The 16,856-nt window shown below is 66.7% G+C and carries 18 protein-coding genes; all 18 read right to left on the bottom strand.

Features of this window, described 5'->3' with window-relative positions; genetic code table 11:
• Window positions 1-51: 51 nt before the first annotated feature.
• Window positions 52-1,113 carry a head maturation protease, ClpP-related gene (locus MZV50_RS06830; protein WP_252633654.1) on the bottom strand — a complete coding sequence of 354 codons (1,062 nt, stop codon included), beginning with the start codon at window positions 1,111-1,113 and terminating at the stop codon, window positions 52-54.
• A 37-nt stretch (window positions 1,114-1,150) separates the two neighbouring features.
• Window positions 1,151-1,423, bottom strand: coding sequence for a hypothetical protein (locus MZV50_RS06835; protein WP_252633655.1), 273 nt, complete (start codon window positions 1,421-1,423; stop codon window positions 1,151-1,153).
• Entirely contained in the window at window positions 1,404-3,014 is a 1,611-nt protein-coding gene (locus tag MZV50_RS06840) for a phage portal protein (RefSeq protein ID WP_252633656.1), read from the bottom strand. Before MZV50_RS06840 ends, MZV50_RS06835 begins: the two co-directional genes overlap by 20 nt.
• Before the next feature lie 3 nt (window positions 3,015-3,017).
• The gene (locus MZV50_RS06845; RefSeq protein WP_252633657.1) at window positions 3,018-5,048 is read right to left on the bottom strand and encodes a phage terminase large subunit family protein; all 2,031 of its coding nucleotides are present in this window, start codon (window positions 5,046-5,048) and stop codon (window positions 3,018-3,020) included.
• The gene (locus MZV50_RS06850) at window positions 5,049-5,756 is read right to left on the bottom strand and encodes a hypothetical protein (protein WP_252633658.1); all 708 of its coding nucleotides are present in this window, start codon (window positions 5,754-5,756) and stop codon (window positions 5,049-5,051) included.
• Between the two features lie 160 nt (window positions 5,757-5,916).
• Complete coding sequence (locus MZV50_RS06855) at window positions 5,917-6,537, bottom strand: hypothetical protein (RefSeq protein ID WP_252633659.1); 621 nt, start codon at window positions 6,535-6,537, stop codon at window positions 5,917-5,919.
• Window positions 6,538-6,693: 156 nt separating this feature from the next.
• Complete coding sequence (gene nusG, locus MZV50_RS06860) at window positions 6,694-7,314, bottom strand: transcription termination/antitermination protein NusG (protein WP_252633660.1); 621 nt, start codon at window positions 7,312-7,314, stop codon at window positions 6,694-6,696.
• The gene (locus MZV50_RS06865; RefSeq protein ID WP_252633661.1) at window positions 7,314-8,336 is read right to left on the bottom strand and encodes a DUF1376 domain-containing protein; all 1,023 of its coding nucleotides are present in this window, start codon (window positions 8,334-8,336) and stop codon (window positions 7,314-7,316) included. The genes nusG and MZV50_RS06865 overlap by 1 nt, the downstream gene beginning before the upstream one ends.
• Window positions 8,326-9,996, bottom strand: a complete 1,671-nt coding sequence (locus MZV50_RS06870; RefSeq protein WP_252633662.1) for an SNF2-related protein — start codon at window positions 9,994-9,996, stop codon at window positions 8,326-8,328. Before MZV50_RS06870 ends, MZV50_RS06865 begins: the two co-directional genes overlap by 11 nt.
• Window positions 9,993-10,217, bottom strand: a complete 225-nt coding sequence (locus tag MZV50_RS06875) for a hypothetical protein (RefSeq protein ID WP_252633663.1) — start codon at window positions 10,215-10,217, stop codon at window positions 9,993-9,995. Before MZV50_RS06875 ends, MZV50_RS06870 begins: the two co-directional genes overlap by 4 nt.
• A complete protein-coding gene (locus MZV50_RS06880; RefSeq protein WP_252633664.1) occupies window positions 10,214-10,573 on the bottom strand; it encodes a hypothetical protein in 360 nt (119 codons plus the stop codon). The genes MZV50_RS06875 and MZV50_RS06880 overlap by 4 nt, the downstream gene beginning before the upstream one ends.
• A 2-nt stretch (window positions 10,574-10,575) precedes the next feature.
• Entirely contained in the window at window positions 10,576-10,788 is a 213-nt protein-coding gene (locus MZV50_RS06885; protein WP_252633665.1) for a hypothetical protein, read from the bottom strand.
• The gene (locus tag MZV50_RS06890) at window positions 10,785-13,364 is read right to left on the bottom strand and encodes a DNA methyltransferase (RefSeq protein ID WP_252633666.1); all 2,580 of its coding nucleotides are present in this window, start codon (window positions 13,362-13,364) and stop codon (window positions 10,785-10,787) included. The genes MZV50_RS06885 and MZV50_RS06890 overlap by 4 nt, the downstream gene beginning before the upstream one ends.
• Window positions 13,361-13,654 (bottom strand): general stress protein, encoded by a 294-nt coding sequence (locus MZV50_RS06895; RefSeq protein ID WP_252633667.1) that lies wholly within the window; start codon window positions 13,652-13,654, stop codon window positions 13,361-13,363. Before MZV50_RS06895 ends, MZV50_RS06890 begins: the two co-directional genes overlap by 4 nt.
• Complete coding sequence (locus MZV50_RS06900; RefSeq protein WP_252633668.1) at window positions 13,651-14,127, bottom strand: hypothetical protein; 477 nt, start codon at window positions 14,125-14,127, stop codon at window positions 13,651-13,653. Before MZV50_RS06900 ends, MZV50_RS06895 begins: the two co-directional genes overlap by 4 nt.
• Complete coding sequence (locus MZV50_RS06905) at window positions 14,124-14,429, bottom strand: hypothetical protein (RefSeq protein WP_252633669.1); 306 nt, start codon at window positions 14,427-14,429, stop codon at window positions 14,124-14,126. The genes MZV50_RS06900 and MZV50_RS06905 overlap by 4 nt, the downstream gene beginning before the upstream one ends.
• Window positions 14,429-16,345 carry a DNA cytosine methyltransferase gene (locus MZV50_RS06910; protein WP_252633670.1) on the bottom strand — a complete coding sequence of 639 codons (1,917 nt, stop codon included), beginning with the start codon at window positions 16,343-16,345 and terminating at the stop codon, window positions 14,429-14,431. Before MZV50_RS06910 ends, MZV50_RS06905 begins: the two co-directional genes overlap by 1 nt.
• A complete protein-coding gene (locus MZV50_RS06915; protein WP_252633671.1) occupies window positions 16,338-16,856 on the bottom strand; it encodes a hypothetical protein in 519 nt (172 codons plus the stop codon). Before MZV50_RS06915 ends, MZV50_RS06910 begins: the two co-directional genes overlap by 8 nt.

Genomic DNA, 16,856 nt, shown 5'->3' on the forward strand with positions numbered 1-16,856 from the left:
GGAGGTTTCCCGCAGTTGAGTTTCAGGTCACAGCGCGAACGGCGTTCGCGTTTAGCGGCGGCGGGCCTCGACGGCCTTGTTGTGCTTGTCGACGACGTTGCCCCAGCCGGCCTTGGCCTTTTCCGCTTGCTCGGCCCTCGCTGAAGGGCGCTTGCCCGGCAGGCCCAGGCCATCGCCGTCCTGCATTCGGGTTTTGCGTTCCGCGAAGGTTTCAGGCGGATCCTCGGGTTCATCGCCATCGGCGGACGCCGTCGGCGCCAGCTTCAGGGCGGCGACAGCGGCTTCGACCGACATGTCGGTCTCGTAGGCGAAGTGCTCGGCGAGGGCTTCGCGGCCCTTGGCTTCAGGGCTCGCCATGATGCCCTTGGCGCGAACGCGCTCGGCCTTCACGGCGTCGGTGACTTCAGACATGGTCGGCTCCTTGAGCGGTCTTTCCGCCTTGGGTTGCTGGGGGGGCAGGACGGGCGGAGCCGTCATGGTGGGGCCACGGGGCTTCCACCCCTTGGCTGAGGCGAGCGCGCGAAGCGGCTCGGGCGCCTTGGCATAGATGCCGTAGGCGAAGGCGGAGGCCTCGACGGCCTGGTTGTCGTTCGAGGCGGTCTCGACCTCATCGGCGAAGCCCTTGGCGACGGCGTCCTCGGGCGTCATCCACAGCTCGTCGCGCATGAAGCCGCGCATCGCCTCGATCGTGCCGCCGGACTTGGCGGCGTAGATCCCGGCATAAGAGGTCGCGAGCGCGTTCAGCATGTCGATCGTGCGCTGATGATCGGCCGCCGTGCCCCAGGTGATGGTCGACGGGTCGTGGATCATCATCACCGACCCCAGCGACATGATCACCGTCTCGCCGGCCATCGCGATCAGCGACGCCGCCGAGGCCGCGATGCCCTGGACGATCACCGTGACCGACGCTCCATGACCCTTGAGGGCCGAATAGATCGCCGCGCCCTCGGTGGCGTAGCCGCCGCCCGAATTCAGCTGCACCGTCACCGGGTTGCCGGCTCCGACCATCGCAAGGGCGGTGATGACGTCACCCGAAGTGAAGCCGTCATCCCAGAAGTTGTCGCCGACCACGCCCGTAAGCGTGATCGTGCTACCGTCGACACGGCAGACCATGGGTTCTGTTCCTGGATTGGAGGCCCGCAGGCCTGCGTCAGTAGGAGCGCGGCCGGAACCGACCGGTTATCGCGTAGCGGATCCGCTTTCCGGACTTGCGCGCGCAGGCGGCTTTGAGGCGTTCCGCTTGAGCGAGGATCTTGTCCGGATTGACGTCGCCGAACTCGACCTCTTCGGTGTGCCCTGCCTGGGTCGAGAACTTGACCCGCACCTCGGTGTCACCCTTGAGACGTCGGTAATACGCCTTCATCAGGTCGGGCCACACCAGGCACGGATCTAGGTCGGGATGATCATCCAGCAGGTCGGCCACGCGGCGGGTCCTCGGCTAGGTCAGGATCGTTCGGGTCGACCCCAGGCGCGGTCTTCGGCGCGTGCGGATCAGGTTGGCCGTTGGCGATCGCGTAAGCACTCTCGCGACCTCGCTGGTCGAACTCGGTCTGCCAGTCGAGACCGTCGCCGGCCAAGATCGTCTGGAGCGAATAGCCCAATCCATGACGGACTTCGGCGGCCTTGGCCGATTTGAGATCGTCGGCCTTGGGCATCGGCGGACCAAGCCAGTTTGCTTGAGACGCAGCGACACGGTTCCGAAGGAAGGCGGAGTATCCGCCGGGGAACGGCGTGCGGCCGGTGGCGATGTCCTCTTCCAGCCAAGCCTCGTAAGCGGCCTGATAGAGCGGGACAGGAACCCGTTCGCGACGACGCTCGACATGAGGATACTTCGTTGCGATCCCCAGGTTCAGAGCGGCGTAGCTCGTCCCCTCGTAGTCCCCGGAAAAGCCTTCGTAGGTGACGCCGATGCACGCGGCGATTTCGCGCCCCAGCTGGCGGTCGAACGGCAGATAGTTGCCGCCCGGATGGTTCGAGGTGTGCATCTCGAACTCGTCGCCCGGCCACAGGTGCGCGACCTTGCCGTGGGTGCCAAGGTCGACGCTCGCGCCGTCATAGAAGCCGTCGCGCATCTCCATCATCGCGGCAACGCCGCCAGGATCCGTCAGGCCCGCGCCGGCCTTTGCATCCTCGATCATGCCTTCGAACGCTTCGGCCGAAGGTGCCGCGCTCTTGAGAGTGGCGGCGAAAATCGTCTGTAGCAGTGCAGCCGTCAGCGTGGCGTCGGCGAGCGTGTCGCGCTGACGCGTCACCCGAAGGGCAGGCGCAAGGGGCGAGATGCCGCGCGTCTGATCGGGATCGCCGTCAAAAACGTGAACGATGATCGGACGACCATCGCGATCTCGGGCCGGAAGGTCGATGGTTCGGTCGAAGCCGTCGACACGGGTCTTGATCCGATAGCCTACGACCAGGCCGTCGCTATCCAGGAACACGCCCTGGTGCAGGCCATCCAGGTCGGAACGGTCCTGCACCAGGCGGTGCGGGGCGAACAGCTGGACGCGGCTGCTGTAGCGCGATCCGGGGCGAGGCTTGACCAGCATCCGCGCCGTGCTCTCGCCGTAGAAGTACCACATGCGGATCCAGGCATCGGCCAGCCCGGCCAACGTCTGCTTGCCACGAGCGTCCACTTCGAGAGGGTTGTTCGCGTAGGCTTTGAAACGACGCTCGATGCGACGCGACCACCCGTCGGCGTAGTCCTTAGTCCAGCCCAGTTCCTCGTAGTCGGGCGTCGCACTCAGCATCAGGCCCTTTGGGCCGTTGATGTCGACGACGCCTTGATCGACGGCGCCCGCGATCCAGCCTTGGTTCTGCGCCGCGTCCACGACCATGGCCGCGACCTTGGTGTAGGCGCCCTGGACGTCGTCCGCCTTGGACCGCAGCGACGGGTTATGGGCCTTGAGGATGCCCGCGCCATCCGGCCGCAAGTAACGCATCGTCGGCTTGCCACGCTTGCCAGACTTGCCGCTAGCCTGGGCTGCTCCACCAGCGAAGCGACGGAGCAGCCCTCCGAACATGCGTCATCTCCTATTCAGTCGTCGTCCCAGGTCCCGGAGGGAAGGGCGAGCCGCAGGCGCCGGAGCCGGCGGCTTCGCCGGAGGCGGAGGTTCGTCTTCAGGGGCGTCGTCGCGAACGGCGTTCGCGGCCAGCTCGTCGGCCGCGCCCGTGGGCGCTTCCGACGCCGGCGGCGCAGCGGCGTTCATCAGATCCTCGAGGTCCAGCTGAAGCCCCTTGATTGGCGCTTCGCGCTCAGCCTCCAGCCGGTCCCAGTGCGTGTCGGTGAACGACCGGACGCCCAGCTTGATGGCCGCCGTCTCGGCTTGGTTCATCGTGTCGAGATCTTCGTTCGCCTGGGTGGCGTCCTTGATCCAGGTCCAGACCTCGAAGCCCTGTTTGTTCTTCTTGGCCTTTCGCCGCTCGGACGTCAGCTGTTGGAAGTAGTCGTCTTCCAGACCGACCGGGAACCCGACATAGCCGCGCTCCAGGGGATCGGTCTTATTCAGCAGGCGGTAGAGACCCATCTTCAGGACCGAGGCCCCGAAGTTGAAGAACCGGCGGCTATACTTCAACTTCTTGCCGGTCTTGGCGTTGACCTCTTTCTTGACCCTCGCGATCAGCGGGGCCGTCTCGGTGTTGGCGCCGCGCACCATGATGACGCGATGCGCCGGGTGCTTCTTCGCCCAACCCCAGACGTCCTCGGTCCAGGCGTTGCCGTCGATGGCCAGCAGATCGCAGCCCAGGCCTCGCCCGGCGCTGTTGATCCACAGCTGTTTGACCAGGTCGTCCAGCAGCGCCTGACACGAAGGCTCGCTGATGTGGCCCGGGAAGACCCCTCGCTCGACCACCCAGCGGCGGACCTCGCGGCCCCAGGCGACGACTTGCCATTGGACATAGTCCTTCTGACAGTCCACGCCGATCGTGATGACCAAGCCGCCCGCGGGGACTTGGCCTCGCCGGTAGTGTGACTGGGCGGCCCGATCCCGCAGGACCTCCCATGCGACGGCTTCGCCGGCGGCCTCATAGGCCAGGCCGGCCATGTCGTTCATGAAGGTCTGTTCGCGGGCCGGATCGCCCTTCGCCGTCAGCCAGGCGCGGGCGATGCCCTCCCAGCTTTGCAGCACCGAGTACGCCGCCCACCACCAGAACGACCGGTGATAGCGCATGGCCTTGGGGTTGCCGGCGACGAACCTGTGTCGCTTCAGCATCCAGGGCCGGTGATGTTCTTCGATCAGGCCACCGCACGAGACGCAGCTGAAGCAGGCGGCTTCCGGCTTGGCCTCGTCGAGGTTGGCCAACATGTTGTCCCACGTCAGCACCTGGTAGTGCTGACAGTGAGGGCAGGGCAGTTCCGGCACCTCCTGGCTTCCCGCGCGGAAGCTCTTGGTGATGCGGCAGCCCGGCCAGATCAGCGGCGTGCTGATCTTGAAAATCTTGGCGAACATGTGCGCGGCCGAGCGGCTGTCGGCCTGCGTTTCCGGGTCGCCCCCGGCGTTCATTTCCCACTTGGCCAGGTCGTCTTGACACTGGCGCTTCATCGTCACTTGCGACAGCGACGCGGGCGAGTTCGCGCCCGAGATCTGGAGGGCGCCGCGACCGTCGATGCGCTCCTTGTAGAGGACGCTGTCGCCGCCATCCCGCGACTTGGTCGGGAACAGGCGCGCGATTGCCGTCGTGCCCTTGAGCATCGGCATTAGCTTCATCTTCGACCAGCGACGAGCGTTGTCGTCCGTCGGGTGGACGTAGAGGAAGTCGCCCGGGTCCATGTCGAGGGACCCGAGCGTGAAGATGTTGGCCAGGACCGTGCCGCCGAGCTGGGCGCTCTTGGCGAAGGTCACGATGCGGCACGGATCATCCGGGCCCAGGGCCTTCAGGATCTCGCTGTTCAGCGGGAACCGGTCTTCGTTGTACGGGCCGCGCTCCGGGCTCTCCCGTTCGGAGAACACGATGTTGCGCTTGGCCCACGAGAGGTAGTCGACAGCCGGCGGCGGATCCCACGCCTCCGCCGAGGTTTCCATGGCCAGGCGCTCGGCGTTGGTGAGATGGATGCACACCTAGCCGGGCTCCTCTCCTTCGATCGCGACCTCGTCGGGGACGAGGTTCGGCATGCTGGCGACCTTGCGCCGGGCGGTTTCGGCCGCCTTGCGGCGAACCTCCACGAACGCCGTTCGCAGCTCGTGCAGGACGTCGCGTTGCGACAGGCCGAACTTAGCGGACATCGCGGTCGCCAGATCGGCCAGACCGCCCTCGAAGACGTCGATCATGGACCGCGCCTGGGACGCCAGCGCCGCCGCAATCTCGGCGGTCAACGTGTAGGTCCCACGCCGGGCCAGTTCCTGCTCCGCTTTCTCGCGGTTGGTGAACTGCAGCGACCGAAGCCGTTCCTGTTTGATCGCCTCCTCGAAAGGATCGACGACCCGCCGCATCGGCGATGGCGGCATCGGCCGACCGTCGTCCTCGCCGCTGGTCGATACAGGTGACGGCGCAACGGCGTCGCTCTCCGCAACAGCCGGTTCACGGTCAGCCAGGTCGGTCGTGATCCCGTTGCCCAGGCGCTGGCCCAGGTCCAGCGAAGCCTTCAGCTGCTGGCGCGCGATCGTCACGTTGATCCGCGCCGACCGGCCTTCGCCGACGATGGCAGGCCCGTAGATCTTGGCCTCAGCGATGTACTGGGACACCCGCCCGGCGGACACGTTCAACTCGCGGGCGGCCTCGCCCTTGGAGAGGATGAGGTCGCCGTCTTTAGCGGCGGCAGCGCTCATCTTTAGCCTCTTTAGCCACGACTTTAGGTCTTTAGGCTTCGAAAACTGGGTCTGACTGCTGGAAAATCGGGAGCGGTGTCGCCCGCAGGTGATCGGTGCAGGTACGGTCCCTAAGGGGGTAGGGGGGTGTTGGCCCTCCGGCCGAGGGGTCGGGGGAGGCCTAGCCCGCCCATGACCCCATGGGGATGCCGGTCATCTCGGCGATGAGCTCGCGTTCGATCTCGTGACCGACGCGGTCGATGAGATCGTTGTGGTTGGCCTCCCATGCTTCGATGGGCTCGCCCTTCAGGACCTCGCGAGCGAGGTTCGGACCGTAGACCTGACGGATCGGCAGGCGGCCATGACCCTTGTGGCCATAGTCCATCAGCTTGTAGCGCGTGGCCTTGCTGGCCTCGCCCGTCCGCTTGAACACCCGCCCGCCGTACTTGGCGACGATGAAGGTGTGCGGGAAGATCCGGCGTACACCCCAGGGTGCGGCCGATACCCCTTGCTTGGTCTGACGGGCCTGGAAGACGTTCAGGTTCGTCTCGCGCCCGTTGAATTCCAGCTTGTATTCGAGGCGACCCTTGGTCGCCCGTACGGTGCGGATCGCCTTGGCGATGTCGCGATAGCGGAGGCCCGTGGCCTCAGCCAGCTTGCGCTGGACCTGGGTGCGCTTCTTGTCGCCCTCGTGGTTGAGCGCGCGGGCCATGACCTTGGCCGCGCCGCCCTCGGAGAGCGCCGCCAAGGCGTTCTCGAAACGGGCGAGGCGTTCATCCTTCGGATAGAGCCGGACTTCCATGGGAACTCCGAGAGAAGGCCGGCCGTTCAGACCACACGCGAGCGGCCGGCCAGAGGGGATCTTCAGGGAGGATCGCCCAGCGCGAACGCCAGACAAAGAAAAGGCCCGCTCGACAGGGTGTCGGCGGGCCTCTCGGAAACTCGTATCAGCGGGGTCTTAGATGGCTGCCGCACCCTCCCTCAGAACGATCTGAGCATGGGTGACCTCGACGTCCACGTCCCGGCCTAGGAGCTTGAGTACGACTGACACGCGCTTCGTGTCAACAGGCTCATGGAACACCGCATTCCACTCCGCACCGAGGTGATTGACCTTGAGCGCGTCGCCCGGTTTGAGCGCCGCGATCTCCTCGGCGGACACCGTCGGCTCGGGCTCAACGGCGATTACCGGGTTCTTCCCTTGCGGGCCATTCTTCGGCAGCCGCTCGGCCAAGGCGCTGTCCTCGCGCTCGCGGATCTGGTCAATAACCGCGTCGCGGACCGGAAGCGGGCGCTCGCCGAACATCAGCATCGTTGAAACGCCCTGGGTGTTGAAGATCCGCTTCCAGCGCTCGACGTCGAGGTCCAGTCGCACGAACAGGTGGCGGGCGAACAGCGGGCGAACCAGAGGGTCCGTGTTGACCTTGCCCTTTCGCGCCGGGCGCTCAGTCACCGCGTACGGCAGGTAGCTCTTATAGCCCTCGACCTCGCGAAACATGTCGTTCAGCCAGTAGAGCGCCGTCTTTTCCGCGAAGGGTTTGCTGACCACCACGTACCAGCGCAGGTTCAAATTCGCTTCCATCAGGCCGCCCCTTTCCAGATCACGTCGCGGACACCCGCCCGCTCCAACTTTTCGAAGATTTTCTTCAGCACCTCGGCCGCCAGCTTGGTGCTGGTCAGGATCGTCGCGTCCGCCGCGCGCCAGGTCGCCGGGTCGAGGTAGGACCTGGCGTAGTCATCGCCGCCGGCCGCCACGACGGCAGCCCGCACCTGCGCCGGCCCATCGAACCCGAACAGGTCCGCCACGCCGCCGGGGAGACCTGCGGCATCGGCCGTCGCGCCGAAGTTTTCCCAGCGACCCTCGTCGTAGAACCCGTGGCAGGACTTGGGCCGACCTCGGACGCCCCAGGCCGGTTTGTCGGCGGCATAGGCGAAGGCCGCCGCGATCAGCCGGGCCGCCGTGACGCCATCGGCCAGCAGCGCGGCGACGGCGAGCGCCAGCAGGTGTCGGCTGGAGGTCTTCCGGCCGTCCTTGGGCCAGACGTCCCAGATCGCCTCGACGACCTCACGAACGACGTTCGCGCCCACCTCCGCGCCTTGTGAGGAAGCTTTAGCTTCCGAACTTCTATTCTCTTCTTCTCTTCTCTTCTCTAGCGCTCCAACGTCCTGAATTTCCTCTATTTCGTGGTCGAGAAGTGGCAGGTTTTCCCCGACACCATCCGACTTCTGTTCGACTTCTCCCGACTTCTCCCCGACTTCTCCCGACTTCTCCCCGACCTGAGCCCGCCCCGAACGGGTCTTGGACGGCCCTTTTACGGCCCGCCGTTCGACCTCGAAGGCCGCGTCCGAAAGGTAGGTGCGCGCGCCCTCGGTGAAGGTGATCAGCCGCTCCTTTTCGATCAGGCGCTTGATGATCGGGTTCAGCTTCTGCACCGCGCATCCGCACCAATTGGCGATGAAGGCGCGGTCGTCCTCCAGGGGGAGCCAGGTGCTGTAGAGCAGGTCGATGATGGTGTTGTAGACCGCCCGCTCCTCCAGGCTCAGGCCGACCATGCCGGCCAGGGCCTTGCTGGGATCGCGGCGATAGAAGTTCTCACGCTTCATGGCACTGCCCGGCCTCGCCGGCCCCCGTCCTGTCGAGATATCGCTGCACCAACCCGCGCAGCCTGGTTTCGTCGGTATTGGCGGCCTGGACGCCCAGATCGGGATCCACGACCGCGTGCGCCTCGCTGGCCTTCAGGCCGAGGACATCGAGCATCGGCGGGTCGGAGCCGTCCTCGACGACCAGATAGATCGCCAACACACCCTCGCCACGCTCCCAATGCGGCTGGCCCTCGCGATCGACCCGACCGACGCACTGGTGATGCTGCCCCGGCGACCAATCCAGCTCGCCGAACACCACGGTCGAGCACCGTGCCTGCAGCCCATCCAAGCCCGCGCCGGAGCGCAGGGACATGATCAGGATGTCCGTCTCGCCATTCAGGAACCGCGCCTGGGCGGCGGCCTTCTGACGCGGCGTCTCCGAGCCGGTGAACATGGCCGGCGCGAGGTCGGCCAACTCCTCCAGCCAGATGTCGTAGACCTCGCGATGCCAGCCGAAGAGGAGGATCGGAGCCCCCCCTTCGACCAGGATCCGCGCCACCCGCGCCACGGCCCGGGCCTTGGCCACACCGGTCGCGTGGCGGACCCGAAGGTCCAGTTCGCGGGTAGCCTCGCCACGCTCGCGGAAAGCCCCGGTGGCGGCCGTGTGCGCCAGCGCCCGGGCGATGCCCTCCACGGCCTCCAGCTCGCCCTCGTCGTAGCCCTCCAGGACCTGCACGACCTTGACCGGCTGGGGATCATCCTTGCGCTCGCGCACGAAGGCGTTCTGATCGCGCAGGAACGCGCCGAGTGCCTTGCCGTCGACCGATCCGTGCGGCGCGAACTCGCGTAGGAAGTCGCCGCGCTCGCCCAGGACCTCGGGACGCAGGAACCGCATAATGTTCCAGATCTCGGTCCCATAATTGAAGATCGGCGTGGCGGTCAGGCCAAGGCGATAGCGCCCAGCCTCACCCAGGCGCATCGACGCCTTGCCCTTCTCGGTGTCCAGGCCCGCGCGCAACTCGTGGATCTCGTCCCAGACGACGAGCCCGTGCCCGAGCGAGCCGAACATGTCCGCCCACCCGGCCAGGGTCATGTAGCTGAAGATCCGCACGTCGGCGGGCGGCAGCTCGTACGGCGATCCGCCTTCGACCAGGTGACAGGTCAGGTGCGTGAACTGCTGGATCTTGTTCTGCCATTGCCGCTTCAGGCTGGGCAGGACGACGACGGCCGCTGGCAGGGCGCCGGGCAGCAGCATGGCCCCGGCGGCTGTGTAGGTCTTGCCCTTGCCGACCTCGTCGCCGACCAGCAGACCGCCGAACAGCCCCAAAAGCTCGATGTTGCGCGCCTGGTGCTCGCGCAGCGCCTGACCCTCGCGCAGACCGGTCAAGAGCGGCGGCGTGTAGTCGGTCGCGCGGATCCTGTCGGCCTCGGCGCGCAGACCCGCGAACGCCGTTCGCGCCGTGTCCAGAGCGTTGAGGTCGTCATTGCTGGCGCGCAGCGGATATCGCTCGCAGAACCAGCCCAGATCGGCCGCGATCAAGGGCGTGGCCGGAAAGGTCACCACCTTGTTCGCCTTGGGCACGCCGGGGAACAGCGCCTTGAGCTTGATCGCGACGTGCGGCTCCAGGTCGTTGATCACCCACTGGTCCGCGACCAAGGCGAGGTTGCCGTAGGTCCTCATCGGTCGACGTCCCGATCCCGGCGCAGTTCGATCAGCCGACGGCGAGCGGCGCGCACGGTCGGCACGCCGGCGCCGATGGTCGGGGTCGGTTGGCCGGACCAGGCCGCGAGCAACTTCTCGTCCGGATCGGTCATTCCCGCCGGGATCGCGACGGGGATCGGCGCGAAGAACGCCGCGCCATTCTGACGCTTGCGCAGGCTGCGATTGTCAGGTCCCTTCACAGCCAGGCCCTCCCCAGATGCACGATCAGCACCGGCTTGGCGGCGCGGATCGGCGGCATGCTGCGCCCGGTGATCAGGACGATCGCCTCGACCTGCGGAAACTCGGCGTAGCGCTGCACCTGGCGCACCGTGTCGCGGCGCGAGGACCGCGAGATCTTGGCCTCGACGACGAAGCGGCCGTCGATCAGCCAGTCCGGCCGATTGGCGCGGTCCAGGCGGTGCTCGCGCGAGATCTCGACGCCGGGGAAAGCCTCGCGAAGGTACGGATCGACCTCAAGCTGAAGCGAGCTCTCGCTTGACAGCGAGAAACGGCCTCGGCTGAGCACGTCGGCGATGTCTTTGACGCCCCCCAGCATGGTCAGGGTCTCGCCGGAAAGGCGTCGAAGGGCAGCTCGATGCGGGGTCCGACCTCGAACAAGCGGTCAATGCTGCCGCCATAGATGCGCGTACGCCCGATCTCGTCGGCAACACGCCAGGTCAGCCGACAGAAGAAGCCCATTCGCATAGCGCCGTCCCTTCGGCGCCGGAGCCAGTAAATGCCGTCAGGATGCGGATAAAGCTTGCTAGTCACTCTGCCACCTCCGAAGCCAGCGCCGCGCCCTCGAGGACCTCCAGCAGCGACGGGATCGCCAGCTCGTTTTCCTTGCCCTGCAGGTAGCCCAGGGCGTCGCGGAAATAGCCGGGGTTCAACTCGACGCCCCGGCCCTGGCGGCCCAGGTGCAGGGCGCGGAACGGCACGGTGCCGATGCCGCCAAAGGGATCGAAGACCAGCTCGCCAGGCATGCTGTAGCGTTCGATCGCGCGGTCGACGATGTCGAACTGCAGCGGGCAGACGTGCTTTTCCCGCCCCGCGGCGGCCTGGTCGGTGTTCAGCGTCCGGATCCTCGACACGTCGGTCCAGACGTCGTCGTCGGCCGCGTGCGGCGGCAGGGCCATGAAGGTCTTGGGCAGCTTGCCGACCAGCTCCAGCGCCTCGCCAACCTTGACGTGGTGGTCGAAGTCGTAGAGCGCGGCCAGGTTCTCGCGCTTCCAGGTCCTGACGATGGCGTCCGAAGGGACGGCCTTCCACTCCTCCGGCGACAACAGGCGGTCGCCCGACGATCGCCACAGCGCGTGCGCGTCCAGCTGCCATCGCGCCAGCGAGTACGCCTCGGCCGTCTTGACGACCGGCTGGTCGGCATAGCCCTTGCTCGCGTCGGTCTGGGGCTTGGCGAAGATCAGCAGGAACTCGGGGCTTCCCGCGCCCATCTTGGTGCTGTCCTTCAGCATCTCGCCGTACGACAGCCGATAGGTCTGGTTGTTCTCATAGACCACGTCGGTCGTGATCACGTGCATCCCCATGTAGAGGAAGCCCCCGCGCCGGAACGCCTCGATCGTCTGGGCGTGGAACGGCTCGACCGTATAGCGCCCCGTCCCCGTGACCGACCCGAACTCGACCCGGTCCTTGACGTGGATGCAGGCGATCCGGCCCGGCCGCATCACGCGGCGCAGGCCGTCGATCAGGAACGCCAGCTGGTCGAAGAACCGACCGTTGTTCTCGGTGTGGCCGAAGTCGTTGTAGCTGGGCGTGTACTCGAACTGGTTCGAGAACGGGATCGAGGTCACCACCAGGTCGACGCTGTCGTCGGCCATGCCGCGCACTTCCTCGACACAGTCGTTATTGGCCATCAGCCAGCCCGCGCCACGCGCCTCGATGCGCTGGTCGGTGCGGATCGCCCGGCCGAACTCGGCGGCCATGTCGGGCGACGACAGGCCGTATCGCCGAATGATCTCGCTCATTCGCGCCACCATGTGCTCATGGGCCTTCCACTTTTTCTTGAGGGTGCGGACCGCCTCGGTCTCGCTTTCGGCGTAGATGACGTCGATCGTCACGACCCGCGTCTGGCCGAAGCGATAGACGCGGTGGATCGCCTGGATGAAGTCGCGGAACTTGAACCCGACCCCGACGAACACCGCCCAGGCGCAGTGCTTTTGCAGGTTGCATCCCGCGCCCGCGATCGACGGCTTGGCCGCGAGCTCGTCGACCCAGCCCTCCGAGAAGCGCAGGATCGCATCCTTGCGCGCGTCGATGTCCTGGGAACCATAGATGCTGACGCAGGTCGGAAGACACGCCTCCAAGGCGTCGCGCTCGGCCTCGAGGTCGTGCCACAGCACCACCCGATCATCCGGCCGGGCCCGGCGCAGCGCCACGGCCTTCATGACCCGCGTCGACAGCGTCTCGCGCTTCTCGCGGCTGGCCTCGACCACGCCCAGTGCGGCGTCGCGGAACAGGCGACCCTGGCCGTCGGGCTCGCACCCGGCCGTCGAATGGTCGACCGGCACCTCGTGCCAGCGCACATCGAGCGGCGGAAGGTCGTAACCCTCGTCGCTGCACCCAAGGTCGCTGGGCCGCTGGATGAACAACGCCCAGCTGGCGACCCACAGCCAGAATTCCTCTTCCTTGTGCGGATAGAGGGTCAGGTTGCCGGCCTTGGCGCTGTCGCGCTGGAAGAACCGTGTCAGGGCCTGACCGGTGTCCATGACGCCCAGATAGCCCGCGTAGTGGATCAACTCCTTGTAGCGGTTCGGCGACGGCGTCGCCGTGGCGACCAGCTTGAACGGCACCAACTCGAACAGCGTCAGGAAGGTCTGATAGGTCTTGGACCCGAACGAGCGCAGCACGTCCGCCTCGTCCAGCGTCGTGCCGACGAAGTGGTTCGGATCCAGCTTGCCGTCGCGGATCGGCTCGTAATTAGTGATGTAGACGCCGGGCCCGTCGACATCCTCGACGCGCTGGATGAAGCGCGGGCCGGCCGGCCAGCCCAGGATCGTCAGGGCGTCGCGCTCGAACTCCTGATGCGTGCCGTACGGCGCGACGATCAGGGCCACGCCCGGTCCGCCCTCGGCCAGCGATCGGCGCGCCACCTGGTCGGCCCATTCCAGCTGCATCGACGTCTTGGCCAGTCCGAAGTTGGCGAAGATCGCCCGCCGCCCGCCACGCAACGCCCACAGCACGGCGATCCGCGCGTGATCCTTCAGGCGCGGACTGACCGCGTCCAAGGTCAGGTCCAGATGGCCCGACTGCACCACCACGGGCGCCTTGCTGGCCAGGAAGGCGCGATAGTCGGCATGCGGCCCCGCGACCGCCTCGCGAACGGCGTTCGTCATGGGCGGCGGCTCCGGATCACGATCCCCCGCGCCTCGGCGACCGAAAAGCCCTTGGCCCTGGCCATGCGGTAGTCGGCCAGTTCCGCCCCCTCGAACTCCGCGACAACCGCCCGGGAAAGTCCGCTGGCCAAGCCGCCCTTGCGGCCAGCCTCGACGGCCTTGACCGGATCCTTGCTGAACGATCGCGCGCGCCCAGGCTGGGCGGCGCCGCCCGCCGCGGCGATGGCGCGCATCAGCTCAGGATTTTTGGCGGCCGTGACGGCCCAACCCCGGAAAGCCTTCTTGGTCACGCCGCGCTCCGATGCTTCGAGCGAGCTTCGAACGCGTCGATGCGCTCGGCTAGCTTGCCGATGCGTTGCTCTAAACCCGCCTGCATGGCGTCGACCTGCCGGCCATTCCGCGCGAGGCGGGCATGCGCCTCACTCAAGCGCCACTGCGCCCAGCGCATCACGGCGCGCATGAGGTCATAGTCGCCGTCGGGTCTAGGCGTGAGGGGAACGTAGTCGGGCCACAGCGCCCGCGCCCGAGGCAGCTCGTGCCATCGCCACCAGTCCACCTCAGGCTCGTACGTGAATGAGCCCGGCAGCACCAAGACCGCGAGGCCGTCGTTCCACAACGGCCGGATCCGGTAGAAATTCCAGAGACTGGCGGCATTCCAGAACACGCGTTTGCCGTCGACACCGTCGACAGCTCCAGGGATGATCACGAAGCCGCAAGGCGGCCGGCGCTCAAACAACTCGTGCAGCCAAGGATCCCGCTTCATTGACGTCGGCTCCCGCGCTTATCGATCATCACGTTGTCGACGGTGACGCCGCACAGGGCCTGCATGCGGGCCCGGAACGGGACCTCGCCCCGCTGGTCGAGCGGCAGGCTCATCCACACGGCATGACCGATGGCGCGCATCGCGCCCATGGCCGCCACCGTCCCGGCGTACTTGCCCAAGGACGATCCCGCCGCTTCGCGGTCGAGAAGTTCCACCACCTTGACCGCGACAGCGCGGTCAAAGGCTTCCTGTTCCTCGGTCATCAGCGCCGGTGACGGCACGTTGCGAACGCCGTTCGTCATCAAAGCCACCGCGCGGCCTGTTCGGCCGTCCCGAGGTTACAGGCGATGAACGGCGCAGCGCCTTCGGGCGAGACGCTGTTGCCGATGTTCGCGATCTCCTCGGTCAGGGTTGCCGCCCGGCCGGTGATCGCGTTCCAGCCGGTGACGTAGTCCTTTGGGAAGCCCTGAGCCCCGGCCATCTCCTTGGGCTTCAGCATGCGCATCCCGATGTCCGAGATCTGCATCAGCTGGCCACGGACCACGACTAGGCCAAAGCGGGCGCGCGTCGTGGCGCAGTGCATCGGATCGCCCAGCGGCTGTCCCACGGCTGGCCCGTAGTATTTCATCAGGAAGGCGCGCAACTCGCGCCCATGGGGCGCGTAAGCCATCGCCAGCTCGTGCTGGACGAGGAAATGATGGTTGCCACCCGCCGAGATGCCCCAAGCGGGATCTCGCAGATCACCCGCGCCCTCGGCATTGCTGCCATAGGCGTACTGCAGGTTCGCACTGACGAGCCGCTGAGTGCAGCCCTTGGTGACCATGCCGCTCATGGGCTCGGTCGGGCAGCGACCAACCATGCCGGTGTTGGCTTGCTCGACGTAGGCGGTAACCACGCCCTGATGGGCCCGCGTCGCCATGCCGCGCAACGGATCCTCGACCGGCCCACCAACGTCGCGGGTGTTCATCTGGTCGAGATAGGCGCTGACGACCCCCAGAGGCGCGGCCCCGCCCGGACGCTTGATGTAGCTGTTCGCGGTCGCAGCCGGCATGGGGTCGTTCATGTCGACCCCGACCGCGCCGTTGCGGAACTTCGTCAGATGTGCCGCGACCAGCTGACCGCCGTTTCCAGTCGGAACAGCGGTAGGGTAGGGATCGTCAAGCGACCGGCATCGCGGCTCCTGACCGTCCCGCTCGCCGTAGCGTGGAACCAGGCACCCCGCCATCAGGTCGACGACTTCCGGATCGATAAGGGCGTACTCGCCCCGGTTCGCAGACGTGAAGCCAGGCGCCGGCTCATAGACCGACCGGCCTCGCTCCTCATCTTGGTGCGTCACCGGCACAATGAAAGGATCGCTGGCGCTGATCACATAGCGGAAGACGCCCTTGGCGATCCGCGCCATCGTGGCCTCGGTGAGCGGACGCTTGACGCGCAGGCCCTGAGCCTTCGCCTCTTCCTGGGTCAGGAAGATCGACGGCGTCTTGATCGACCAGTCGATGTGATCGGCCATCGGAGCCCAAGGTTCCAGCCCCTTGGCCTTGGCCTTGGCCCGCGGGGCGTGAGTAGGCTTCGGCCAGACGATAGGCTTGCCATCGCGCCGCAAGATCATGATCAGACGCTTGCGCGTAGTGGCGACGCCGAATTCGGCCATCACCCAATCTTCGCGCCACTCGACGACATAGCCGCACTGTTGGAAGCGCTTGACGAAGGTCCGGAAGCTGCGGCCCAACTGTTTCGGGTCCGGGTACTGTCGGCCATGTTCGTCTGGCGGCAGTAGCGGGCCATAGGTGACGAAGGCGGGGACGTTCTCGATGAAGATTACGTCCGGCGCCTTATCACCCAGCAGCTTGGCGACTTTCAGAACCACCCAGCATAGGCCGCGCACGCTGGCGCTGACCGGCGCGCTGCCCTTCGCGGGGCTGAAATGGCGGCAATCGGGCGACGCCCAGAACGACCGCCATTTCTTCCCGGGGCGGATCTGGCGCGGGTCGATGTCGAACACGTCGGCCAGCAGATGCTCGGTCTCGGAGAAGTTCGCCATGTGGACGCCGAGCGCGCTGATCTTGTGGTTCAGCGCGAGCTTGGGATGGATGCCCAGGGCGATCTCGTACGCCTTGGACGATCCGCCACACCCCGCGAAGTAGACGACGTCGAACGGATCGTCGTCGTCCAGGACGTTCGACGGAACAACGATTGGACCTGCCGAACCGTCAGCCATCGGCGCCAACTAGGTCGCGACCGAGAGTGGACAATCGCCAGCCGAACCGTCCGGTCGGCAGCCGGCGGGAGACCACGACATCGCGGCGCTCAAGCTCGGGGAGCAAGGCACCGACCTTGTTCGCGCCCAGATCCAGGCGCTGGCGAATGTCGGTCACCGTCGCATCGCGCACATCGCGCGCGCCGGCCGCGTAAGCTTGGCCGAACTCGGACAGCGCGCCCAGGATCCTCAGCGAGGTTTCGTCGAAGTCCCTTAGACGCAAGCGCGGCTTGGCAGCAGCGCCACAATCGCCGAGCGGCTGGTAGTCCGGATCGCAGGCCAGGCGCACGTCATGCACCGACCGCCCGACCATCTGGGCGCACGCCTGCCAGCTGGCCCGGAAACGCTCTCGGAAGCCCTCGACCTGTTCGATCTCGTAGCGCCCCATACGGACGCGCGGCGCGACGCCGACATCCGACACCGGTCCGCAGGCCGTGCGAACGACCTGGGCCGTACTGCCCCCCCTAGACAT

The sequence above is a fragment of the Caulobacter segnis genome (assembly GCF_023935105.1).
In the GTDB taxonomy this organism is placed as follows: Bacteria; Pseudomonadota; Alphaproteobacteria; order Caulobacterales; family Caulobacteraceae; genus Caulobacter; species Caulobacter segnis_B.